Origin of the sequence: Sphingobacterium sp. Ag1, from assembly GCF_000988325.1 — a bacterium.
Lineage (GTDB): Bacteria > Bacteroidota > Bacteroidia > Sphingobacteriales > Sphingobacteriaceae > Sphingobacterium.
The window spans coordinates 129,441-154,281 of sequence record NZ_LBGU01000039.1; the positions used below are offsets into that span (position 1 = coordinate 129,441).

The window sequence follows — 24,841 nt, forward strand, 5'->3', positions numbered from 1 at the left end:
TTCTAAACAAATGCGTTTAAACAAGGATAAAAACAGCATTAAGCTATTAAAGTAGTTCCATCGCTACAACTTTTCATTTGGATAGCCACTCAAATATAAGACAATTCCATGACAATTTAAAATACCCAAAATTGACGAACACGAGGAACACAAAAAATTTTTTTTCGTCTTTATTTCCGTAACTTTATCAAGATGAATGGAGACCGGGCCAGGATCAATTCCCAGACTGAAAATGAAAGAATCTGGATGATACTACTTTTATAGAGATGCTCTTTTATATAAAGGAATAGATTGACCCCAGTCGACCGCTCCTGTCAAAATCAACGACTAACATACGACAGCCATGGAAACAAACAAAAAATACAACCCGCTAAGTAAAGAAGAGGAATACATTATTATACACAAGGGAACTGAGCGGCCTTTTACGGGTGAACTTTTAGACAATAAGCTCAAAGGAACGTATATCTGCCGCCGTTGTGACAGCCCGCTATACCGTTCGGAGTCAAAATTTGAATCAGGATGTGGCTGGCCGAGTTTTGATGATGAGATTCCTGGGGCAATTACAAGGATCACCGATGCCGATGGTCGCCGCACTGAAATCCTTTGTAGCACATGTGGTGCGCATTTAGGCCATGTGTTCCTTGGAGAAGGCTTTACGACAAAAAACACGCGTCACTGCGTTAATTCTATTTCAATGAAATTTGTAGCCGATACTACGAAATAACTTTCACTTTAGTCGACTCACGAACTTTCAGTTCACAAGGCAACACCATTCTACGTGTTGCTTTTATTTTACCCTGAAGACGAAGCAACAAAATATTGATCAGGTTCTCAGCAATGTCCTTGATCGGCTGCGAAACAACGGTGATAGCAGGTTCTACCAGCTTAAAAACTGTATGGTCGTCAAAAGCAATGACTGCTGGCATCGTAAAGTTGAACTTTTTAGCGGCCTTCAAGCCCGAAATCGCCAAATAGTTAGTGGAGAACAAAACAGCATCCAGCCTGTTTTCACAGATGAACTCCCGCAAAGATTCCATCGCCTCCTCATCCGAAGCATCCATCTGGATCTTCTGGATAAAACTTTGCTGCTTATTATTATCCATAGCTTTCATATAGCCATCTGAACGCTCTTTCATTTGAGTTTGATCCGAGTAGAGCGATACAAATCCGATACGTCTATAACCTTGTTGACACAAATGGTTACTGGCATCAAAGGCCCCCTGAAAATTGTCGGCCCCAACATAGTCTGTTTCAAGCCCCGGAAAATAACGGTCGAAGAGCACAACCGGGATATTATTCTGCTGTAACTGCTTTACGGTATCTTCCAAACCATCGGAAGGTGTAATAATAAAACCATCCACCTGCCGATCGTAAAACATCTGGATCAACTCCTTCGCTTTTTCTACATCATTGTTGGTACTACAATAAATAATACGATAGCCCTGCTCATAGACCTTACTTTCGATCAGACGTGCAATATTCCCAAAAAAAGGATTGGAAATATCCTCGATAATCAAACCCAAAATCTTTGTCTTTCCGGTACGGAGACTTTTTGCCAATTCATTCGGCTTATACCCTACCTTTTTGACATAATCCAGCACACGCTTTGTCAAAGCCTCACTAATACGCTTCTCTTTTGCCTTGTCATTCAAAATAAAGGACACAGTAGTTACAGAAATCCCCAAGGCCTTTGCGATATCACTGATCAGAATACGTTTCTTCATGTAGTAGTAGTAGGTTTGTTAAGTTTTTTATTACGAAGATTACTAAAGTAAAAAATTTAACGACAATTTACTAAAATAATAATAAAATTGCGCTAAAAGGTTTTATTTACTAATTTTAAGCAGTTTTCAAATACCCGAACAAAACCTATGACAGGAAATAAACTACTCAAAACAGTGTTGGGCACACTAATTTTACCATTTTGTGCGCAAGCCCAGCAAAATCTTACACAATATGTCAACCCCTTTATTGGGTCCGCGGATCATGGCCACGTCTTTGTTGGCGCCAATGTACCTTTAGGTGCGGTGCAATTGGGGCCTACTCAAATTCCACAGATTTGGGACAAGTTCAACGGATGGGATTGGTGCAGTGGATACAATTACAAAAGCCAGGAAATTTTGGGTTTTACCCATACCCACCTGAGCGGAACCGGTATCGGTGACCTCAACGACCCTATGATCGTTCCTGCTAACGGAAAATTACAATTAACGCCCGCAGAATTCAACAAAATGAATACAGGTTATGGCTCTTCCTTCAAAAAGGAAAATGAGGTGGCCAAGCCGGGATTCTATAGCGCTTATTTAGATGATTACCAAGTACAAGCCAACTTGACGGCAACCGAACGTGTTGGTTATCATCAATATCGCTATGAAAAAACAGACAATGCACATATTTTGGTCGACTTAGGTTACCATATCAACTGGGATAAACCGACAGACACTTACATCAAACAGGTGAACGACTCGACCTTTGTTGGTTACCGCTTTTCAACAGGATGGGCCACTGATCAAAAATTGTATTTTGCGATCAGAACTTCCCAACCGATACAAAAAGTAAGATTTTTCGACGGTAAAGAAGAAAAATTAGGCCAAACAACATTCAAAGGACAGGCAATCAAAGCGGCTTTATTCTTTGATGCTGTTAAAAACAAAACCATTGAACTTAAAGTCGGTATTTCTCCGGTAAGCTCGACCAATGCGCTGAACAACATCAACGCCGAGATTCCAGGCTGGAATTTTGAAAAAGTAAAGCAAGACGCCGATCAACGTTGGAACAAAACCTTAAATAAGATTCAATTTGAAGCCGACAAGGATACAAAGACCATCTTCTATACGGCATTATACCATACCTACTTCGCCCCTACCATCTTTAACGATGCCAACGGCGATTACTTAGGGACCGACAAACAAGTCTACGAGAAACAGGATTTTGTCAACCATACGGTATTTTCGCTTTGGGATACTTACCGGGGCCTACACCCCTTAATGACCATCTTGGAAGACCGTAAAATCAATCAGGACTTTATCAAAACCATGTTGGCTATCTATCAACAACAAGGTAAATTACCCATGTGGCACTTACAAGGCAATGAAACCAACACCATGGTGGGGCTGCCTGCAATTCCAGTGATTGCTGACGCTTTCTTAAAAGGAATTATTGACGAGAAAGATTATCCTTTGATGTGGGAAGCTGTTAAGACCACGGCTATGGGTAATGATCACGGTCTAAAATATGCGCGTGAACTGACCTACATTCCGATCGACAGCATGCCTAATGAGTCTGTAGCATGGGCATTGGAGTATGCTATTGCTGACTTCGGTGCGTATAAAATTGCCGAAAAACTGGGTAAAACAGAAGACGCTGCCTATTTCAAAAAACGCTATAAACTATACGAGCAATATTTTGACAAAGAATTAGGTCATTTCGTCGGTAAAAAAGCCAATGGTGCGTTCCGCAGACCTTTCGACCCATTGATGGCCAAACACCGCGAGAATGACTATTGCGAAGGTAATGCTTGGCAATACACCTGGTTAGTACCCCAAGATGTCAAAGGTCTGATCAATCTTTTCGGTGGCGAGGAGAAATTTTTGAAAAAACTGGATTATTTTACGACCATGTCATCGGATCTTGGTGGTGAAGCTTCACCGGATATTTCAGGACTAATCGGCCAATATGCGCAAGGTAACGAACCAAATCACCATATCCCTTACTTGTATGCTTACGCGGGACAACCTTGGAAAGGTGCAGCCTTAGTCCGTAAAGCGATGACTGAGTTTTACACAAACAGTCCAGCTGGTCTATGTGGAAATGATGACGTCGGACAAATGAGCGCATGGTATGTATTCTCGGCAATGGGCTTTTATCCATTGAATGCAATGAGTGGTGTTTATGTCTTCGGTTCTCCGATGATGCAACATGCGAATATCAATCTACCGAATGGCAAAACGTTAGCGATCGATGTTAAAAACCAAGGCAAAGCCAATCAATACATCAAATCGATCAAATTAAATGGCAAGCCTTACGCCAAAACGTTCATTACACATGCGCAACTTTTAGCAGGTGGACAGATGGAAATCGAGATGAGTGCTACGCCAAACAAAAACTTCGGTAAAAACAAAGCCGATTGGCCTTCAAGCATTGACAATAATTAACTGAAAAATTGTCAGTAAAACATTACTGGATTAATATTTGTTAATACCTTAATAACATATTTAAGGAGAAACAAAACATGGCAGATTACAAAAACATCAATATACAAGATATCCCTGACGGAGGTGATAATCCAAAAGACTTCTATGAAACTTTTAAAGAGCGCTTAGAAGACTTAGAAACATTTCCAAAGGACTATACGTATAAATTTATCTTACCAAAAGATCAGGACCACTTCAATCAGATTCAGAGCGTATTTGATGACACAGGTGCTCAGTTTGATTTTAAGGATTCCAAAACAGGTAAATATACTTCAATTACGGTAAACTTGAACGTTAAAGACGCCGACCAGGTGATCTACTACTACAAAGAAGTAGCGAAGATAAAAGGTGTTATCATGTTATAAAAAGCAACTGAGGCTGTCGAATTGACAGCCTCAGTTGTTTCATCGTTATTGTAATCGCGCCTCCCTATTTCAACACCACAACATCCAGCCAATAATCGCCACTAAATCTTTTACTATCATGATGTAGTTTCAATAGATTAACAGCAGTCTCCTCCTTTAAAAATCCAAAATTCGTTTGACATCCCGCCGGGCAGCAAACTGTTCCAGAATCTGACTGGATTTCAACAGAAGCAAGCGAAGTATACCTTTCATGGGATAAAGATGCTGCTAAGTTTTATTTTCCATAAAAAAAGCCCGCGTAAAGCGAGCTTTTCATATCATTTAAAGAATAAACTTATTCTTGGCCGGCACCAGCTACAGGAGCTTCGCCAGGTTTATCCTGCTTTGGTTTGTCTTCTTTCGGAGGACGAGGCAATAACGCTTTACGCGAAAGCTTCATTTTACCTTGTTTGTCGATATCCAACAATTTAACTGTTACTTTATCACCTTCTTTGAAGATACCGTCCATTGTTTCAAGACGTTTCCAGTCAATTTCAGAGATGTGCAATAAACCATCTTTACCAGGCATGATTTCAACGAAAGCACCGAATGGCATAATTGATTTCACTTTACCTTCATAAGTTTCACCAATCTCTGGTTTAGAAGCAATCGCTTTGATACGACCTACTGCATCATCAATAGCCGCTTTATTATCTGCGAATACTTGCACAACACCTTTGTTATCAACTTCTTCGATCGAAATTGTAGCACCGGTCTCACGTTGCATTTCTTGGATAATTTTACCACCTGGTCCGATTACAGCGCCAATAAATTCTTTATCGATCAATAATTGAACGATACGAGGTGCATGTGGTTTGTAATCTTCGCGAGGAGCAGAAATTGTTTTCTTCATCTCACCCAAGATGTGTAAACGCGCTTCTTTTGCTTGATCCAAAGCTTGCGTCAACACTTCCCATTTCAAACCATTGATTTTTAAGTCCATTTGACAAGCAACGATACCTTTTTCTGTACCCGTTACTTTAAAGTCCATATCACCTAAATGATCTTCATCACCTAAGATATCCGATAAGATCGCATATTTACCTGTTTTCTCATCAGAAATCAATCCCATGGCAATACCTGAAACTGGCGCTTTCAATTTCACACCGGCATCCAAAAGTGCTAATGTACCAGCACATACAGTTGCCATAGAAGAAGAACCATTTGACTCCAGAATATCAGAAACAACACGGATCGTATATGGATTTTCACTGTCTGCAGGAAGTACCTGTTTCAATGAACGCATTGCTAAGTTACCGTGACCAACTTCACGACGACCTGGACCTCTATTAGGTCTTACCTCACCTGTAGAGAATGCAGGGAAGTTGTAGTGAAGAATAAACTTGTTATAACCGTTGATAAAAGCACCATCGATCATTTGCTCATCGTCTTTAGCACCTAAAGTAACCGAAGTCAATGATTGTGTTTCACCACGTGTGAATACAGCCGAACCATGTGCAGCAGGCAAGTAATCTATTTCTGACCAGATTGGGCGAACTGTACGTACGTTACGGCCATCTAGACGAATTCCCTCATCCAGGACAAGGTTACGAACAGCATCATACTGAACATCGTGGAAATATTTTTTGAACAAGAAAGCTGTATCATCATCCAATTCCTCGGGCATTGTTGCTCTGAACTCTTCCGCGATTTTTGCGAAGTTTTCAGAACGGTCATGTTTTGCAGAAGCAGATTTTGCAATAGCGTAAACCTTATCGTAAGTAGCTGCAAAAATAGCATCTCTCAATTCAAGGTTTTCAGGCTCATGGTTATACTCACGTTTAACCGTTTTACCAACTAAGTTAGCCAGTTCTACTTGAGCAGCAACTTGTTTTTTGATCGCTTCATGAGCAAAAGCAATTGCTTCTACCATTTCAGCTTCAGAAATTTCTTTCGCTTCACCTTCAACCATACCAATATCTTGTGCAGAACCAGCAACGATAAATTCTAGCGTTGCTTTTTCAAGTTCAGATAATTTTGGGTTGATCACCAATTGACCGTCAATTTTCGCAACGCGAACTTCAGAAATTGGTCCATTAAAAGGAATATCAGAAACAGCAATAGCTGCAGAAGCAGCCAAACCTGCTAAAGCGTCAGGCATAATATCTTTATCTGCAGAAATCAAGCTAATTGCCACTTGTGTATCTGCGTGATAGTTTTCAGGGAACAAGGGACGTAATGCACGGTCTACCAAACGTGAGATCAATACCTCATAATCCGATAGTCTAGCTTCACGACGTAAGAAACCTCCTGGAATACGGCCTGTTGCCGCATATTTTTCTTGGTAATCTACCGAAAGAGGTAAAAAATCAACCCCAGATTTAGCTTCTTTAGCTGAAACGACTGTTGCAAGTAACATCGTATCACCTTGTTTTAATACTACAGCACCATCAGCTTGTTTTGCCAATTTACCTGTAGACAATTCGATCTGGGTGCCATTACCCATATCGATGGTTGTTTTAATTTCGTTGTAATTCATTTAATCTTGTTTGCGACATGCTTTTCATCTTGTTGGCAGCATGCCAATATTTTAAATACATTAGATTTCAGCACAAAGGTAAATTAAAATATTAAGATTAATGCAATTAACGGCAGGCTAAATCATCAAACCATCGGAATAACTGTGCCAAAAAGTCCAGCGACTCATTCAACAACGTAGCTCAGAGCAAAAAGTTCAGCAGTAAACCTGGAAAACATTGGTAAGTTAGGCGACAACAGTAGGAAAACAGACTGGGAAAATTTTATGTTCATTTTCGCCCTTTGTTCGGTGCTTCTTCGGTACTTGTTCGGTACTCGTTCGGTGCTTCTTCGGTTGTAAGCGAATAAAGACCGAAGAAGTTCCGAAGAAAAAACGATTAAATAATGACTAAATGGCGAAATTGAAGTAAGAAAGAACCTATACCATCCCCTCCTTTTCCCAAGGGTATCCCAAGCAATTGCGAAAGCCGTTATAAATAGAATAATCCCTTTGAGACGCGCAAAGTTCACTAATAAATCTGTCTAGATATACACAATAAAAAAGCCATCCAAAATTTGGATGGCTTTCTTAACACCTTTGTATAAAAGCTTATTTGATGATATCACGTAAACCTAGACCTTTAATGATCGCACGGTAACGGTTGATATCTTTTTTATAAAGATAAGCTAATAATGAACGACGTTTACCTACTAACATTTGTAGGGCACGTTGTGTACCGAAATCTTTTCTGTTTTTTTTCAAGTGCTCAGTTAAGTGAGCAATTCTCTTAGTGAATAAAGCAACTTGACCTTCAGTAGATCCTGTGTTTGTAGCTGATCCAGCAAATTCTGCGAAGATATCAGCTTTGTACTCTTTACTTAAATACATTTCCTGAATAATATTAAAGCGTTAAAAATTTTATTAATTGGCTGCAAAGATAACAAAAATCTTGGAGTGCCAAAATAATTTAACAAGCAAAGATCTCCCTGATGTTACACCTTTACATAAATTTTCTTCTTGTCCAGCCAATAGCAAATTACCCACATTAAGGTCAGGAAGCATAACGAATAAACAAAAGATCCAACTTCTGGTATCCCGGGGATTTTCGCACAAACGTATTTATAGAACCAGCCAAAAGCGTCGAGGTATTTTTGTGTGCCATCTTCTTTTAGGCCATCAGGAATTCGGAATAATCCCAAAAAGCGCGGCAAGATCCCACTCAACACAAAGATGAACAATGGATTTTTACCAAAAACATCAAAAAACTGTGTCAATTTATTTTTTACGCCCTGTACTTCAATAAACCAGATCATGCCACCCAGCGTCATGGTTGCCAAACCTGTGGTATAGAGCACGTAGGAACTTGTCCATATTTTTTTATTGATCGGAAAACCCAAAGCCCATATCCAAGCCAGGACGACTAAAATAAATCCGGTCACAAACATGCCCGCCAGCAATTTAAAATGAGGCTCATTAGAGGGCGGTACTTTAGACCACAACCAATCCACCTGACCTTGTTTTTTTATAAATACACCAACTAAATACCCAAAGACGACCTGAACAATCGTCGGTAATGTGCTCATCAGTCCTTCGGGATCAAAGGGTACCCCCTCCCCTTTGTAAACATGCGGTAAACCTAAAATGGCGATATCATATTGTGTACCGAACCAGCCTTCCAAGCTATAGGGATCTGCCCCGCCAGCGATTGCACAAATCGCCCAGTATAACAATAAAATGATTGTTGAAATCCAAATAATGGTTTTCTCTTTAAAATAATAGGCGAGAATTGACGCAAAGCAGTAGGCGACAGCAATGCGCTGCAATACGCCAAAAATCCGAATTCCACGGCTCGGGTCCGCTCCGTCTACCCATTGCTTAAATACCAGGGTTGCGCCATCCCATTTCACGAAAGGCCACCAGTTTATAAAAAGTCCGATCGCAAAAATTAAGACCGTCCGTTTAATGACTTTTTGCCAAAATATCGCTGGACCAGCTTCCTGTAATCGTGGGATAACAAAAGACATGGCATTACCCACTGCAAAAAGAAAAAAAGGAAAAACCAGGTCTGTAGGCGAGCAACCATGCCATTCTGCATGTTTTAGCGGCGCAAACATATGAGCCCATGTCCCCGGATTATTCACCATAATCATCAGTGCCACAGTAGCTCCACGAAAGACATCCAAGGAGTAATAGCGTTGTTTCATAATCAGATCATATAATTAAAGGGTAAATATAAGCTATTTGACATTCATTTTTATGCATAATCTATGATTTAATGGCACAAACAGGAATGTAGATTGTTACACAAAAACAAAAAAAACGCCGCGCAGCAACAACTTCTTAAAGTTTTTTAAAAAGTATTTTGATCTTACATGCGATTTAACATATCTTTAACAAAAGTTTAATCAACTTTTAGAAACCACACGAACTAATGGAAAAAGAAATATTGAAAAACCTTTATTTTGATTCTGCGCTTTCTATTGCAGAGTTGGTCAAAAAGCTCTCCAAGAGTACACCTTCCATTACAAAAATAATCAATCGTTTACTTGAAGAAAAAATAATTGTTGAATGTGGTTTTGCAGAATCTACCGGCGGAAGACGTCCTTTACAGTTCGCTATTAATCCAGCACTGAATTTTTATATCCTGACAATTTCAGCCGATCAGCATTTCTCTACATTTACCTTAACAGATCTCAATCAGCAGAAGATTATCGAACACCGCGATGTTCCCTTAGAATTGAAGTCCAGTAATTCTGCTAATTTACTATTGGACGAAATTGAATCGATTTTGGAACTATCGGGAATCCAAAGGGACAAAATAATTGGAATTGGCCTTAGTATACCGGGATTCGTCAATTCAGAATTGGGTGTCAATGAATCTTACCCGCACAACCATCCTTTATACCGTATTAAAAGTAGCATAGAAGCAAAATACCAAATATCAACTGTGATAGAGAATGACTCCAGATGCATTGCTATAGCAGAAAAAGAGTTTGGAGCAGCAAAAGATATTGATCATTCACTCATTATCAATTTAAATTGGGGTGTTGGATTGGGCATTATTATCAATGGCTCTGTTTTCAAAGGCGAATCAGGTTTTGCGGGAGAATTTAGTCATATCCCGCTCTCGGATGACAACACCTTGTGTTCTTGCGGGAAAAGGGGATGCCTAGAGGTAGAAGCTTCATTAGACGCAGCCATTCGAAGTACGGAAACTGACATCCAAAACAATGAATATTCCATTTACAGTACTTTTGTAAAAAGTAAGCTCAACAAAATCGATGCTTTAATTGAAGCTTCGAACGTGGGCGATCAAATTGCTATCAATAATTTAGGAAAAATAGGTTATATGTTGGGTAAAGGCATATCAACGCTTATCCATATTCTGAATCCAAAACAGATCATCGTCAGCGGAAGAGGTGCAGAACTGGGCCGAATTTTGAATCCCCAAATACAGATTGCCATCAATGAATTTTGTATTCCTGAAATTGCAAAAACGACAAATGTGCAAATGTCATCTTTAAACAAACATGCACAAATCAAAGGTACTGCAGCGATTGTAGTCGAAAATCACATTAATAAAATTTTAACAAAATAATAACCACACTAATCATTTACTTATTGTAATTCATACTAATCATTAAAAAATGAGTCTATTTTACAAAAAAGCAGCGGGTATAGCATTGTGTACGCTATTTAGCGCCACTTCGCTTTACGCACAACAAACCATTACTGGTACAGTAACTGACGCCAAAGGTCCAGTTTCAGGAGCGACAGTTTCTGTTAAGGGCACTGTCAAAGGAACCCAAACAAATGCAAGCGGAGCTTTTACCATTCAAGCATCCCCAGGAGAAGTATTACGTATTTCTATTGTGGGTTACCAAACCCAAGAAGTTACGGTTACTTCCGCTAAATCGATTAAAGTATCCTTAAATCAGGACGCTTCGGCTTTAGATGAAGTTGTTGTCACAGCGATGGGCATCAAGCGCGAATCTAAGGCGCTAGGATATGCAGTTAGCAATATCAAAGCTGAGGAAATCACTAAAGCGGGTAACACCAACTTTGGATCAGCACTATACGGTAAAGCACCAGGTGTGAAAATCACCACTGCTCCGGGTGGTTCTGCCAGTGCGGTTAACGTTCAAATCCGTGGTATCAATTCATTAAACTATCAACGTCAGCCCCTCTATGTTGTTGATGGTATCATCATCCGTAACGATCAACAAGGTGGTGCGACTGGTGCAAACAATAATAATTATTGGGACGATCAACGTATTAGGGGTAATGGTATGCTGGACATCAACCCCGCTGATATCGACAATATTTCCATCTTAAAAGGTGCTGCAGCCAGTGCACTATACGGCTCGGACGCTGCAAGTGGGGTAATTGTTATTACAACAAAGAAAGGCACAAAAGGAAGAGGTCTAGGAATTGACTTCAACTATAATGGATCAATCGAAAGAGCAGCCTTTTTACCGAAGTTCCAAAATATTTATGGACCCGGTTACGACGCAGCGACAAACATCGCTAACGGCGCGTCTGCCGAAGGTTGGTTTACAGATGCTAATTCTCCTTCGGGAAGAAGGCCATACTATAGATCCTACGGAAGTTTTGGTCCAAAATTCACTGGCGAAGATGTTATGTGGTGGGACGGACAGGTACGTCAATACAAAGCACGTGAAAATAACTACTACGACGTATTTGACAAAGGCTACAATTCCAATATTAACGTTGGTATCTCAAACCAAACAGAGAAAATTAACTACCGTTTGAGTGCGACCAGAATGGACTATAAAAGTACGAGCCCTGGTAGTAAACAAAACAGAAATACCTTCAACCTTAATAGCACGCTAAAACTTAGCGACAAATTGTCGACCGATATCGTCGCTAACTTTATCAATACCAATACCCACAACAGAACCTATCTGTTGGGTCAGGTACTTGGAAGTTTCGACGGGTTTTTCAGCAGAACAGAAGATATGTCTGCCATGAAAAATGCGTATCAAACCACTGACGGCTACAAATATTCCAAATTTGGAACAGGACGTCCTGAAGACTTCAAATACACGATGAGGGCTTCTAACCTCTTAGATTATTTTTGGAATCAGTACAAAAACAGTTATGATGAGACCGAAAATAGGATTTTAACAAGTGCCACATTAAACTGGGATGTTGTAAATCACTTGAAACTCCGCGGAAGAATTGGTAATGACTTAACTTCTGCAACGAGCATCAACAAGCAATACAACGAATATGCAACGGCTTACAATTCAACTACCAGCAGTTCTGGAGGCTTCGCAACTTCAAAAGGAGTCTATTCGATCCTGTATGGTGATGTAATGGCAACCTATAGCAACAAAATCAATGCAGATTTCGACTATTCAGCGAGCGTGGGTTTCCAATCGAGATCAGAGCGTTATGATGATCAATCGTCAAGTACAGCAGGTGGTCTTGTCACAGAAAACTGGTTTAGCTTAAGCAATAGTTACGCGCAGGCAACAACTTCAAATAGCAGAAAGGAAATGCTAAAATATGCCTACTTCGGTTCCTTGAATATTGGCTATAAAGGATTTGCTTACTTAGACGGTACTTATCGTTCTGAATATTCTTCTACACTACCTTCATCAAACAATAATTATCGCTATGGTTCGGTTAGTGGTAGCTTTATTTTCAGCGATGCTTTCGATATCAAGTCTGATAAGTTCTCCTACGGTAAACTTCGCGCTTCCTACGGTATTGTTGGTAATGATGCCGCAATCTACGAAGCAAATATCGCTTACAACCAAAATCCATTATTGACCATCAATGGAGCTGTTCCATCATTGACCTATAGAAATAACTATGGAAATCTTAATCTACGTCCTGAGCGTAAATATGAGGTTGAGGTCGGTATGGAATTGAAGTTTCTAAAAAATAGATTAGGATTGGATGTTAGTTACTACAACAACTATATCGACGACCAGATCTTAGGACTTACAACACCAGCCTCTACAGGGGCTACTTCCCAAATTTTGAATATCGGAAAAATTGCCAATAACGGTTTGGAGCTTTCTATCAACGGTACCCCAATTCAAAATGAAAACTTTACCTGGAATTCTAGACTAAACTATTCATTTAATAAGTCGACAGTTAAAACCCTAGCACCGGGTGTTGAAGAATTGGTATTCTACTCTGCCGATGAAAACTCTTTGAAGATTACGGCAAAAGAAGGTGAGAAATTAGGAAATATTTACGTTTATGACATTGCCAAAGATCAAAACGGCAATAATTTGATCTCTGACGATGGACTCTATGTGATCGACAAAACCAAGTACAAATATGCTGGCAACATTATGCCAAAAGCGATCGGAGGCTGGACCAATACATTTACCTATAAAAACTTTATGTTAGACTTTACTGCTGATTATCGTTTTGGAGGTAAAATGGTATCCGAAAACCTCAAATACGGCATGAGTGCTGGTCTATATGAAAACACCTTACCATATCGCGAAAATGGAGTGACTTTGCAAGGTGTTAACGCCAATACAGGAAAAGCAAACGATGTACATTTGAGTGCTGCAGAATATTACATGAACACATTCGGATGGGGTGCAGATTCTTGGACTGAAAAAGGTGCCGTTTACGACAACAACTTTATCAAATTAAGAGAATTGTCTATTGGTTACCGTATTCCAGACAGTTTCACCAAAAGACTTAAAATTAACAACTTAAAGGTTTCTTTATTGGGCAGAAATCTATTCTACTTCTACCGTACATTGAAAAATCTTGACCCTGAAGCTCCAGTAGGTAACAAATGGTGGGCACAAGGTGTAGACGTTGGTTCATCTGCTGCTACCCGAAGTTTCGGTTTTTCATTGAATGCTAATTTTTAATTTTTTACCCACGAGAATCATGAAAAAAACTTTTCTTTCTATATTAACTTTGGTTTCGGCCCTATCGACGATGGTCGGCTGTAAATCACAACTTGACGACAAGTTTCAAAACCCAGATGCATCGACAAAAGCAAATATTCCGGCGTTCTTTGCCGAAATGCTAAATAATGATCGTGTAAGACCAGCTTATTACCACTACCGTACATTTATTCTGTCCAATCAGGCAGTATATACGCAGACAGCGTCTTTTTATCCGTCAAATACCATGTATCAGCCGAACGATAGCTACTCTTATGCATATTGGACGGACTTTTATGCTCCTGGTGTACTCGGTATCACAAGAAGCATGGAAAAAGCATACGCTGAACTTCCTGAAGCGGAGAAAGCAAGTAAAGAGATCTTTATCCAAACGGGCAAAATTGTATTGTTTGACGAGGCGTCTAAATTAGTGGATAATTTTGGTGACATTCCTTTCAGTGAAGCCGGTAGTCTACCAACAACAAGTACGATTATTAAGCCAAAGTTTGATGCGCAAAAAGAATTATACAATCAGTTCATCAGCGAATTGAAAAATATCAACACGTATTTATCAACAGCAACGACCAATCCCGATTTTTCAAAATACGACATCTTGAATAGCGGTAATGTTGCGAAATGGCGTAAGTATGCCAATTCACTTCGCCTGCGTCTATTGATGCGTATTTCTTTTGTTGATGAGGCAAAAGCAAGAACTGAAGTACTTGAAATGCTGAATAACCCAACACAATATCCATTGGCAGATGGTGGCGCAACGGCAAACTATAACCCTAGAAATGAAGACATCTTATTGCAGCCGCTAACAAACTATACGGGAACTTTGAGACAGGCTTTGATTGAAGGTCCTAACCAATTCGCAACAGATCATATGTTGAACAAAGTGATGTTACCAGCGAATGATCCACGTATTCCGGTACTTTATGATAAATTCGGAAAAACAGTAGACGGTAAGTTTGTTCAGAACAAAGAGTATAGAGCAATGCCAATTTCCTTTACTTCAGCGGATATGGAGAAGAATTATCAAGACTACGCTGTGTTGGATTCGGCAACTATCTTCGACAACAATGCTTTGCCCGGAATTGTCATTACCGCTTCTGAAACCAATTTCAATAAAGCTGAAGCGTTATTAAGATGGGGAGCAAGTAATGCGGCCAAAGATGCTTACGATGTCGCTGTTAAACAATCCGTTTCTTTCTATTATTATTTAAATAATTTAAATACTTCAGGACTGAAAACAGAGAAAAAACCTACCGATGACGTCATCAATGACTTTGTAGACAAATCGACTATCAGCTTCTCAACAACTCAAGCAAAGAACCTAGAATTAATATGGACTCAAAAATGGTTACATTATGGTTTTTTACAGGCACAACAAGCTTGGGCTGAATTGAGACGTACAGGATATCCAATATTGACATATCCTGTGGCTGGATTGGCTAATTACGCAAATCCTCCTAAACGTTTATTATATCCTACCCAAGAGATTTCAAATAATAGTTCTAATTACGATGCTGTTAAAGCAAATGATACAAGAACAACTAAAATCTTCTGGGACGTCAAATAGATGATCACAATTTAAACGAATAAAATCTCGCGAGCAATTGTCCTGAGACTTTGAAAGAGCCTGGTATTCCCAGGCTCTTTTATTTTACTAGTATATCGAACTATACAGATACCAATAAGCGTTAAATCCCTAAAAAAAACGCCCATTTTAGGAGATGATAGTCAGGGCTTCTCGCTTAAATATCACTTAAAATTATAGCAATTTCGTTACAATACCCACCCAACCTTTCTTCATTAGATAAAAAAAAGAGCCTTCTTTTGACCAAAAACACATTATCATCAAATTCTTTTTAAAAATTTTAAAAAGAATTTTGAACTTAACACAAAGTGTGTTTATCTTTAACATACAATGCTTATGAGAATCTAAACATATTGATGATCTATAAGCAAGTTACTATGAAAAACCAAGGCGCGATGAAATGATTTTTATCAGCCATTATGAAACTTAGAGAAAACCAATAGTTATACTAATACAATTGAACTAAATTATGGGCGGCGAAATTTTGAGAATTTTGTATTACAGGCCGATGCAACCGATTGCAGATATTGCAAACTCTTTATCGAAAAGCATCCCCTCTGTCACCAAACAGATCAATGATCTTTTGACACGAAATGTTGTTGTCGAAAAAGGTTATGCAGCATCCACAGGTGGAAGAAAAGCTATACAATACATGCTTAATGAAAATTTACAGCAAAGTATTATTAGCGTGTCTATCGATCAATTCTATACATCCATATCTTCCTCAAATCTCAAGGCTGAAACAATTTCGTCGCAAAATAATATTCCAATCGACCTTAGAGATAAGAAGGCAACGGAGTCCATTCTGGAAGCATTGAACAATTTCATCATTTCCAACCAGATCAACATTACACAAGTAATCGGTATTGGAATAAGTATGCCTGGTTTTGTTGATTCGGAAACAGGTCTCAATGAATCGTACAATGAAGATTCGCCCTTATATAACATTCGAAAACTATTTGAGCAAAAATTTAAGGTTCCGGCCATCATTGACAATGACTCACGTTGTATCGCCCTCGCGGAACGGAAATTTGGTGAAGCAAAAGATTCATCCCACTCGCTCGTGATCAATCTAAACTGGGGTGTAGGCTTAGGAATACTCATCAATGATGATATCTTCAAGGGAACATCAGGTTATGCCGGCGAATTCAGCCATATTCCACTTTCCGATACATTAACCTTATGCTCATGTGGCAAACGCGGCTGTCTTGAAGTCGAAGCTTCCATTAGTGCCGCCATTCGAAATACCGAGCGGGATATAAAGAATGGAGAATATTCCATTTATGATAAACTGGCCCATGAACACATCAATAAAATCGACGCATTAATTGAAGCCGTCCAAATCGGAGATCAGGTAGCAATCAACAACATTGGGAAAGTTGGCTATTTACTTGGCAAGGGAATTTCGACGTTAATACACATCCTCAATCCGGATAAAATAATCATCAGTGGCCGTGGTGCAGAAATTGGGGATATTCTGGCGCCTCATATTCAAGTGGCCATTAATGAATATAGCATTCCGAAGATTTCAAGGAAGACAACATTGGCAATTTCCACACTGCATAAAAGGGCACAACAAAAGGGGACAACTGCCTTAGTCATCGAAAAATATATTACTAACATAATTAACTAACGTTTTACACAAACACCTAAAACATGAGTCTATTTTACAAAAAAACTGCAGGATTGGCGCTATGTACACTTTTCAGTGCTACATCGCTCTACGCGCAGCAAAGCATTTCTGGAATAGTTTCAGATGCTAATGGACCAATTTCTGGCGCCACTGTCTCCGTAAAAGGAACCAGCAGGGGCACCCAAACTGGCGGCAATGGATCTTTCACAATCCAAGCTTCAACAGGTGAAACTTTGCGCATCTCCATGGTGGGCTACAAATCCCAAGAAGTTGTGGTTGGTTCCAACAAAACAATCAACGTAAGCTTAACCAGCGATCAATCCAACCTGGAAGAAGTTGTTGTTACTGCCATGGGTATCAAAAAAGCCCCGAGAGAGCTTGGTTATGCCATGAGTACGATTGATTCTAAAGAACTAACAAAAACCGGTTCACCAAACTTTGCGGGGGCATTATATGGTAAAGCACCGGGCGTACGCATCACAACTGCTCCAGGGGGAGCGACCTCAGGCGTAAATATCAATATTCGTGGTATTAACTCTATCACAGGAGGTTCACAACCATTAGTCATTATTGATGGGGTACCTATGCGCCAAAATAAATTTGATAACTCCAATTATTGGGGCGACCAACGTGCTCGTGGTAATGGCCTTGAGGATTTAAACCCTGAGGATATCGAAACAGTATCCATTTTAAAAGGCGCTTCAGCTGCTGCATTATATGGATCTGAAGCAATGAATGGTGTTGTCCTTATCACAACAAAATCAAATAAGGGGGGTACAGGCTTTTCAATTGATTTTAATGCAAACTATACGCATGATCAAATTGCATACCTACCCAAATTCCAAAATGTACGGGGGCCAGGCTATAGCTTAGCTTATGCAAATGGAGGACAGGCAGAAGATAAATTTTTCTATTATGGTGCTGATCGGGCTGTTGATGGAGTTACAAGAGGTGTTTTACCCGCAACGGTAAACTTCGGGCCTAAATTTGATGGACTACCAACGGTAACATGGGACGGTAAAGTGCGGCCTTATGAAGCTCAGAATGCTTATGGAAAGTTTTTCAACAATCCCAACAATACATCCCTTAATCTCGCGCTAGGCCACGCAACAGAAACGTCAAATGTTCGTTTCTCCCTTACGCGTCAAGATAATCAGATGACGTCGTTCGATTCGTATAACAAAAAGAACATTGTCAATTTTAACTCAACATTTAAATTGTGGAATAAACTGACAACCGATGTTGTCGTTAATTATATCAATCAGCATACGCATAACAGGCCATTTATGACGGATCGTTTGATTAACAATTTTACGGGGATGATTTCCACATTTGATAACCCAGACTGGTATGCAGATCGCTATCAAACAAGCCTAGGTTACAAATATGTAACTGGAACGAATCAAAGTCTTACCCCGGGTGAAAATCTAATACACAACGGATATAAAGTCGATGTATTAGATTATTATTGGAATACTCGAGCTAAAACAAGTGATGAATATTCAAACCGTTTAATTGGTTCATTTACGAATACTTATCAAATCACAGACGATTTATCTGTTCGCGCTAGATTCTCTGCTGACGTTACATCAGCACGATTTGAAGACCGCAGCCCTAATCGCTTCCCATTACTTTACGGTTTTGACACCGAGTCAGGATTTACGACAAAGAATCAAAATCAAAACATTTATTACACCGACCTTCTTGCCTCCTATAAAAAACAAATTAATAAGGACATTAAGTTAGGAGCTGCAGTAGGCTATACTGCGACAAAAAATCAGGACTTTTCGGTTAGTGGCTGGACTAACGGCGGATTATCTCAACGCAATTGGTATGATCTATCAGCCTCCGTTAATGATTCCAGAAGCTCACAAGCTAGGGTTTGGTCATTAAGAGATGCAACTTTTGGAACTTTAAATTTTAGTTTTAAAGACTATTGGTATGTAGAGGGGACATTACGTCGTGAGCTTATTTCACAGATGCACCCAGATAACAATGTTTTGTATTATCCATCGGTCAACTCAAGTTTAATCTTATCTGATGCGTTTAAACTTCCGGAAGTCTTCGATTATGCGAAATTAAGAGGCTCATGGGGAATTGTGGGAAATTATCCTAATATTTTCCAAAGCGCCTTGAGCTTCTCTCAAAAAACACTGGGCGATCAAGGAACAGGATCTGTGATTTATACACAGGTTCCAACCTCCGGCTTCGGAAATGAGCGCATTAAACCTGAGACCAAGCATGAGATCGAATTTGGTTTAGAAACTAGATTGTTAAAAGGCCGATTAGGATTTGACATTACTTATTACAATGGCCAGATCAAAGATCAGATCCTAGATTTCTCTTTACCAATGACGACAGGTGCTAGCTCCATTGTTGCAAACGTAGGTACATTACGTAACAAAGGATGGGAATTTGTTGTTAACGGTACACCAGTTCAAAGTGAAAACTTCAAGTGGAATACAACCGTTAACCTTGCGTTCAACAGAAACAAGGTCGAGCAATTAGCAGGCGGTGCGACCGAATTAGAGCACCGATTTATTGATGGTGATGCAGCTAAGATTATTTCGAGAGTTGGAGAACCATTGGGTGATATCTACGCTCGGCCGGTAAAAACAGATGATCAAGGACGAATGATTGTTGACGCAAATGGTTTATATCAATTGGATAACACAACGTACAAAAAAGTTGGTAATGCCATGCCTAAAGCAATTGGTGGGTTCATCAACTCCTTTAGTTACAAAAATTTCACTTTGGACGCTCTAATTGACTTCCGCTGGGGAGGACATATTATGCCTACCGGTATCAACTGGATGAAAAGTAGAGGCTTGCTAGAAGAAACCTTAGAGGGTATGGACGCTGAACATGGTGGATTGAGTTACTACTTGTCTGGAGGAAAAGGAATTGCTACTACTGGTTCCACTGGACCTAATGGAGAAACGGTTTATCATGATGGTATGTTATTGGACGGGGTTTTATTAGATGGTACTAAAAACGCGAATATCATCTCCCAAGCGACCTACTTCAATTCAACCTATAACTGGGGTGGCCCACAATATGGCGGAAACTCTCGTTATGAACTTTATGTAGAGAAAAACAACTATATCAAGATGCGTGAACTTTCGCTCGCTTATAGACTTCCGAAAGATTTCGCTCGCAAGTTAAAAGCGAAAAACATCAGTTTATCGGCCTTTGGAAGAAACTTGTTCTTCATCTACAGAACCGCCAAACACCTCGATCCTGAACAAATGACAGGTGGTTCACACTGGTCACAACAAATTACCAATGCTGGTTCAGGTCCAGCAACAAGAACTTATGGTTTAATGTTACGCGCAAGTTTCTAAAATTATGAAAATCAAAAAACACATCTTACTTGCTGGTCTATGTGCCGCGGGTATTACAGCAATAACCTCTTGTAGTAAATCATCTTTTGATGAGTTATATAGAGATCCAGGAAAAATAAGTGAAGTGTCAGCCGACAAACAGTTCGCAGGAATTACCTATTCCTACAGAGAACTGGTTGTCCCAAGTTACTGGAATTACTTTGTTATCCTCCGATCGACTGCTAATCGCTATGTTCAGGCTACGGGATGGGCAAACGAGAATAATCAATTAATACCGGGAGGTGCTTCTACCCAAGATCGGTGGAATACTTATTATGCAGGTCTTGCACAATACAGAGAATTTGAAAAAGTATACACAGCATTGCCAGAAGCAGAGCGAACTCAGCTACGCATATTTTACCTTGCAGCAAAGATTTTCTTTTATGATCAAACGCAACAGGTTGTTGATTTACATGGAGATATCCCTTGGTCGCAAGCAGGCATGTTGAGCACCAATGGTGGAAATTATCCGAGCTCGTATGCTAAATATGACACTGCAGAAGATATTTATAAAACGATGCTGGATGACCTAAAAGCCATTAGTACCGAGCTTAATACACTACCAGCACTAACTTCAGGTGTTTCCACGTCTTTTAAAACGCAAGATTTAATAAACAAAGGTGACATTACACTATGGAAAAAATACTGTAATTCCCTTCGCCTACGTATGTTGACTCGCGTAAGTGCTGCCTCTACTTTTACAGCAAGAGCAAACCAAGAGCTGGCCGACATTATTGGAAATCAATCAACTTATCCATTAACGCTCACCAATGCAGATAATATCGACATCAGTGTCTTCAATTCAGGATCAGATATCAATGCAAGAGGATTTAGAGATGGTTTAGAAAGTTGGAACGCCAATATTGCCGGGAAAGTAATGATTGACAACATGGTTTCAAAGGCAGACCCGAGATTACCATTTATTTTTGAACCTGGACAAGGTGCTAATGGAGCTTATATTGGGCTAGATCAGTCTCTAACGAGTGCAGAACAAACTGCTTTGATTTCCGGAACACCAGCTAATCCAAGTAAGATTGCCATCTATAATCGTTCTACTTACTCGAGAAATGAATATTTCCCGGGCTTATTGATCACGGCATCAGAAGTCAATTACTTACTTGCAGAATATTACAACAGGACCGGAAATAATGCTGCTGCAAAATCAGCTTTCGAACAAGGCATAAAACAATCCATTGCACTATTTCCTGCAATCAGGGCGTTAAGCAAAGACAACACAACTACTGCCGCAGCACAACCAACAGAAGATCAGATCAATACCTACATCTCAAATATTGGTTGGGGAACAAATAACGTTCAATTAATCGCCACTCAGAAATGGCTACACTTCAACGTTATTCAACCTTTACAATCCTGGGCGGAAGTAAGAAGATTAAATTACCCTGTATTTACTTTTAGAACAGAAGTATCTGATATTCAAAAAACTGTCCCTGCGAGATGGAATATCCCCGCAACAGAAGTGAATTTAAATGGCGCAAATTATGACGCTGTAAAAAGCAAAGATAAGCTTGACACCAAACTCTTCTGGGACGTAAATTAACGCATAAGCTATATCTATCTACAAGAAGGCCACCTAAGGTGGCCTTCTTTTTATCATTTTCACTATCTTTATCCATGCAAAAACTAAAAACCATTATATCCACCGCGCTGATTGCTTCAAGCGCAACATTAGCGTTTGGCCAAGCACATAACGTATCTAATGGCTATCAAAAACCGACAGATCCTCTAGTGATTGAAAATCTCGAACAATGGCAAGATATGAAGTTTGGCCTTTTCATGCACTGGGGTACCTATAGTCAATGGGGAATCGTTGAAAGCTGGAGTATCTGTCCTGAAGATGAAGGTTGGACCCAACGCAAACCCGAACATGGTAAAACCTATTTCGAATACCTCAAGAACTACGAAAATCTACAGACAACCTTTAATCCAACAGATTTTAATCCTCAAAAATGGGCCGATGCCGCTAAAGCTGCCGGCATGAAATATGTCGTCTTTACAACCAAACATCACGATGGATTTGCCATGTTCGATACCAAAGAATCGGATTATAAAATCACCTCTGCTAAAACGCCATTTTCGACAAATCCAAAGGCCAATGTAACCAAAGAAATCTTCAATACTTTTCGCAATGATGGCTTCAAAATTGGCGCCTATTTCTCCAAACCGGACTGGCACTCCGATTACTACTGGTGGTCCTACTTTCCGCCAAAAGACAGAAATGTAAATTATGACCCTAAAAAATATCCGGACCGCTGGCAAAAATTTAAAGACTTTACCTACAATCAGATCAACGAGCTGACTTCCGAATACGGCAAGGTTGATATCCTTTGGTTGGATGGAGGCCAGGTCCGCCCCTTAGAAACGGTTGACAAATCTGTCGACTGGCAACAGACAATCAAAATGGATCAAAATATTGACATGGACCGCATCGGTGGCATGGCAAGAAAAAATCAACCGGGTATTATCGTCGTTGACCGTACGGTACCTGGAAACTGGGAAAATTATGTCACTCCCGAACAAGCGATTCCTGAACATCCGTTGGATATTCCATGGGAAAGTTGCATCACCATGGGTAATTCATTCAGTTATGTGCCCAACGATCAATACAAGCCGACCAAAAAAATCGTAGAAACATTGGTGAAAATTATTTCTCGCGGCGGAAACTACTTATTGAACATAGCCCCTGGCCCTACAGGGGATTACGATCAGGCTGCATACGATCGCTTGAACGAGCTGGCAGCCTGGATGAAAATCAATCAAACTGCAGTGTTTGCAACACGTACCATCGCTCCTTATCACCAAGGTGACTATTACTACACCAGAAGCAAAGACAGTAAAGTGGTCAATGTATTCCATCTTTCTGAAGGTGATACTTACCGGCAGCCCAATGAATACGTCTTTCAAGTACCCGACAATTTTAACGTAAAAAAGATTGCTATTCTAGGTCATAAAGGTAAATTGGACTGGTCTCAACGTGGTAACCAAATTACCTTGAGAAGTCCTAGTACACGATTTAGCTATGCTACTGCAATTCAATTGCAAAGCAAATAATATAAAATTCCGTTGGATATAATCCAACGGAATTTTATCATTTAAAAAGATCATTGTTTCCCGATGACCGCCCGAACATTTCAACATACCCAAAGCTTCTGCTCGGGAATAAGAAAATAAGACATCAACAAACTATGGGTTTTTAGAACCTTAATTCCCAATGAAAAAAATCAACCTATTTCCACTATTTATCCTTCTTTTTGTAACTTTCTCATGTGCAACGTATCGACCTAAGATCCTGGTGTCAGAGCAAATTTTTAAAACAGGCCAAGTTCCATTCCAGCAATGCCATGCCTCCACGATTCAAGTCGTCGGAAAAGACAGTTTATTGGTAGCCTGGTTTGGTGGTACACATGAATCTAACCCCGATGTTGTCATATGGAGTTCACTGTATAGTAATGGACAGTGGCAACGTCCCGTACAGATTGCAGATGGCATCCTTGGTGACAACCGTTTTCCAACATGGAATCCTGTCTTCTATCAGTATCCGCACAGTGACACCCTATCTTTATATTATAAAATAGGACCCAACCCCAGAGAATGGAAGGGCTATGTCAAACATTCGCTTGATAAAGGAACCAGCTGGTCAGCACCGCGGCAGTTGCCTGAAGGTATATTAGGACCTATCAAGAATAAACCGCTCACCTTGACAAACGGACTCCTGCTCTCCCCTTCCAGCACGGAATCCAAAACAGAAATCTGGAAAGCACACCTAGAAATTAGCCCCGATCATGGTCGCACCTGGTCCACCAGCGCAATACGTCCCGATACCAGCATACAGGTCATTCAACCAAGTGTGATTCAACACGCGGATGGACGCATTCAGGTGCTTTGTCGAAGTAAAGAAAATAAGGTGATGGCCGCTTTTTCGACAGACCAAGGCCTTACCTGGGGGTCCTGGCAAGCGACAAACCTGCTCAATCCCAATTCAGCCACCGATGCCATCCGCCTAAAAAATGGTTTATTTATGATCGTCTTCAATCCGGCCATAGCAGGTAACGACTGGTGGGAAGGACGTACAAAACTGCATGTCGCCATATCAAAGGATGGCTTACATTGGAAAGATATCCTAACCCTGGAAGATGGCGTAAAGAACGATGAGTATTCTTATCCGACAATCATTCAGGATTCAAAGGGCCTCATCCATATCACCTATACCTGGAATAGGAAAAGTATCAAACATATTGTGCTCAAATAAAAAAAATAGGGCT

General features: G+C 40.0%; 15 protein-coding genes. 11 read left to right on the top strand and 4 right to left on the bottom strand.

The features are described 5' to 3' along the window. Positions 1–343: 343 nt before the first annotated feature. Positions 344–724, top strand: coding sequence for a methionine-R-sulfoxide reductase (locus tag AAW12_RS13365; RefSeq protein WP_046674140.1), 381 nt, complete (start codon positions 344–346; stop codon positions 722–724). On the opposite strand, the gene AAW12_RS13370 is transcribed toward AAW12_RS13365, so the two are convergent. Next, the gene (locus AAW12_RS13370; protein WP_046674141.1) at positions 714–1,724 is read right to left on the bottom strand and encodes a LacI family DNA-binding transcriptional regulator; all 1,011 of its coding nucleotides are present in this window, start codon (positions 1,722–1,724) and stop codon (positions 714–716) included. The two genes, AAW12_RS13365 and AAW12_RS13370, sit on opposite strands and share 11 nt — an antisense overlap. Positions 1,725–1,871: 147 nt before the next feature. On the opposite strand from AAW12_RS13370, the gene AAW12_RS13375 reads away from it, so the two are divergent. Continuing rightward, a complete protein-coding gene (locus AAW12_RS13375) occupies positions 1,872–4,154 on the top strand; it encodes a GH92 family glycosyl hydrolase (protein ID WP_046674142.1) in 2,283 nt (760 codons plus the stop codon). Between the two features lie 77 nt (positions 4,155–4,231). Continuing rightward, positions 4,232–4,558, top strand: coding sequence for a DUF493 domain-containing protein (locus tag AAW12_RS13380; protein ID WP_046674143.1), 327 nt, complete (start codon positions 4,232–4,234; stop codon positions 4,556–4,558). A gap of 334 nt (positions 4,559–4,892) precedes the next feature. Here the strand turns inward: AAW12_RS13380 and pnp are convergent, their stop codons facing one another. The 3 genes from pnp to AAW12_RS13395 form a co-directional block, all read right to left on the bottom strand. Then, on the bottom strand, positions 4,893–7,076 hold the full coding sequence (gene pnp / locus AAW12_RS13385) for a polyribonucleotide nucleotidyltransferase (RefSeq protein ID WP_046674144.1): 2,184 nt from the start codon (positions 7,074–7,076) through the stop codon (positions 4,893–4,895). Between the two features lie 588 nt (positions 7,077–7,664). Then, on the bottom strand, positions 7,665–7,943 hold the full coding sequence (gene rpsO, locus AAW12_RS13390) for a 30S ribosomal protein S15 (RefSeq protein ID WP_046674145.1): 279 nt from the start codon (positions 7,941–7,943) through the stop codon (positions 7,665–7,667). 104 nt (positions 7,944–8,047) lie between these two features. Then, positions 8,048–9,259: an acyltransferase family protein gene (locus AAW12_RS13395; RefSeq protein WP_046674146.1), complete on the bottom strand. Its 1,212-nt coding sequence runs from the start codon at positions 9,257–9,259 to the stop codon at positions 8,048–8,050. 227 nt (positions 9,260–9,486) lie between these two features. Here AAW12_RS13395 and AAW12_RS13400 point away from each other — a divergent pair, with 227 nt between their 5' ends. From AAW12_RS13400 to AAW12_RS13435, 8 genes are all read left to right on the top strand, one after another. Beyond that, positions 9,487–10,653: an ROK family protein gene (locus AAW12_RS13400; RefSeq protein WP_046674147.1), complete on the top strand. Its 1,167-nt coding sequence runs from the start codon at positions 9,487–9,489 to the stop codon at positions 10,651–10,653. Between the two features lie 49 nt (positions 10,654–10,702). Further along, positions 10,703–13,927, top strand: a complete 3,225-nt coding sequence (locus AAW12_RS13405) for a SusC/RagA family TonB-linked outer membrane protein (RefSeq protein ID WP_046674148.1) — start codon at positions 10,703–10,705, stop codon at positions 13,925–13,927. Between the two features lie 19 nt (positions 13,928–13,946). After that, on the top strand, positions 13,947–15,527 hold the full coding sequence (locus tag AAW12_RS13410; RefSeq protein ID WP_156167642.1) for a SusD/RagB family nutrient-binding outer membrane lipoprotein: 1,581 nt from the start codon (positions 13,947–13,949) through the stop codon (positions 15,525–15,527). Between the two features lie 487 nt (positions 15,528–16,014). Next, positions 16,015–17,178 carry an ROK family protein gene (locus AAW12_RS13415; protein ID WP_046674150.1) on the top strand — a complete coding sequence of 388 codons (1,164 nt, stop codon included), beginning with the start codon at positions 16,015–16,017 and terminating at the stop codon, positions 17,176–17,178. A 23-nt stretch (positions 17,179–17,201) separates the two neighbouring features. Then, positions 17,202–20,522: a SusC/RagA family TonB-linked outer membrane protein gene (locus tag AAW12_RS13420; RefSeq protein WP_046674151.1), complete on the top strand. Its 3,321-nt coding sequence runs from the start codon at positions 17,202–17,204 to the stop codon at positions 20,520–20,522. A 4-nt stretch (positions 20,523–20,526) separates the two neighbouring features. Next, the gene (locus tag AAW12_RS13425; RefSeq protein ID WP_046674152.1) at positions 20,527–22,119 is read left to right on the top strand and encodes a SusD/RagB family nutrient-binding outer membrane lipoprotein; all 1,593 of its coding nucleotides are present in this window, start codon (positions 20,527–20,529) and stop codon (positions 22,117–22,119) included. Positions 22,120–22,193: 74 nt separating this feature from the next. Further along, the gene (locus AAW12_RS13430) at positions 22,194–23,630 is read left to right on the top strand and encodes an alpha-L-fucosidase (protein ID WP_046674153.1); all 1,437 of its coding nucleotides are present in this window, start codon (positions 22,194–22,196) and stop codon (positions 23,628–23,630) included. Between the two features lie 160 nt (positions 23,631–23,790). After that, complete coding sequence (locus AAW12_RS13435; RefSeq protein ID WP_053003674.1) at positions 23,791–24,828, top strand: sialidase family protein; 1,038 nt, start codon at positions 23,791–23,793, stop codon at positions 24,826–24,828. The last annotated feature ends 13 nt before the right edge of the window (positions 24,829–24,841 follow it).

Excerpts from the sequence above, each read along its gene's own strand:
- AAW12_RS13365 (WP_046674140.1), top strand. The coding sequence starts at position 344 with ATGGAAACAAACAAAAAATACAACCCGCTAAGTAAAGAAGAGGAATAC.
- AAW12_RS13370 (WP_046674141.1), bottom strand. The coding sequence starts at position 1,724 with ATGAAGAAACGTATTCTGATCAGTGATATCGCAAAGGCCTTGGGGATT.
- AAW12_RS13375 (WP_046674142.1), top strand. The coding sequence starts at position 1,872 with ATGACAGGAAATAAACTACTCAAAACAGTGTTGGGCACACTAATTTTA.
- AAW12_RS13380 (WP_046674143.1), top strand. The coding sequence starts at position 4,232 with ATGGCAGATTACAAAAACATCAATATACAAGATATCCCTGACGGAGGT.
- pnp (WP_046674144.1), bottom strand. The coding sequence starts at position 7,076 with ATGAATTACAACGAAATTAAAACAACCATCGATATGGGTAATGGCACC.
- rpsO (WP_046674145.1), bottom strand. The coding sequence starts at position 7,943 with ATGTATTTAAGTAAAGAGTACAAAGCTGATATCTTCGCAGAATTTGCT.
- AAW12_RS13395 (WP_046674146.1), bottom strand. The coding sequence starts at position 9,259 with ATGAAACAACGCTATTACTCCTTGGATGTCTTTCGTGGAGCTACTGTG.
- AAW12_RS13400 (WP_046674147.1), top strand. The coding sequence starts at position 9,487 with ATGGAAAAAGAAATATTGAAAAACCTTTATTTTGATTCTGCGCTTTCT.
- AAW12_RS13405 (WP_046674148.1), top strand. The coding sequence starts at position 10,703 with ATGAGTCTATTTTACAAAAAAGCAGCGGGTATAGCATTGTGTACGCTA.
- AAW12_RS13410 (WP_156167642.1), top strand. The coding sequence starts at position 13,947 with ATGAAAAAAACTTTTCTTTCTATATTAACTTTGGTTTCGGCCCTATCG.
- AAW12_RS13415 (WP_046674150.1), top strand. The coding sequence starts at position 16,015 with ATGGGCGGCGAAATTTTGAGAATTTTGTATTACAGGCCGATGCAACCG.
- AAW12_RS13420 (WP_046674151.1), top strand. The coding sequence starts at position 17,202 with ATGAGTCTATTTTACAAAAAAACTGCAGGATTGGCGCTATGTACACTT.
- AAW12_RS13425 (WP_046674152.1), top strand. The coding sequence starts at position 20,527 with ATGAAAATCAAAAAACACATCTTACTTGCTGGTCTATGTGCCGCGGGT.
- AAW12_RS13430 (WP_046674153.1), top strand. The coding sequence starts at position 22,194 with ATGCAAAAACTAAAAACCATTATATCCACCGCGCTGATTGCTTCAAGC.
- AAW12_RS13435 (WP_053003674.1), top strand. The coding sequence starts at position 23,791 with ATGAAAAAAATCAACCTATTTCCACTATTTATCCTTCTTTTTGTAACT.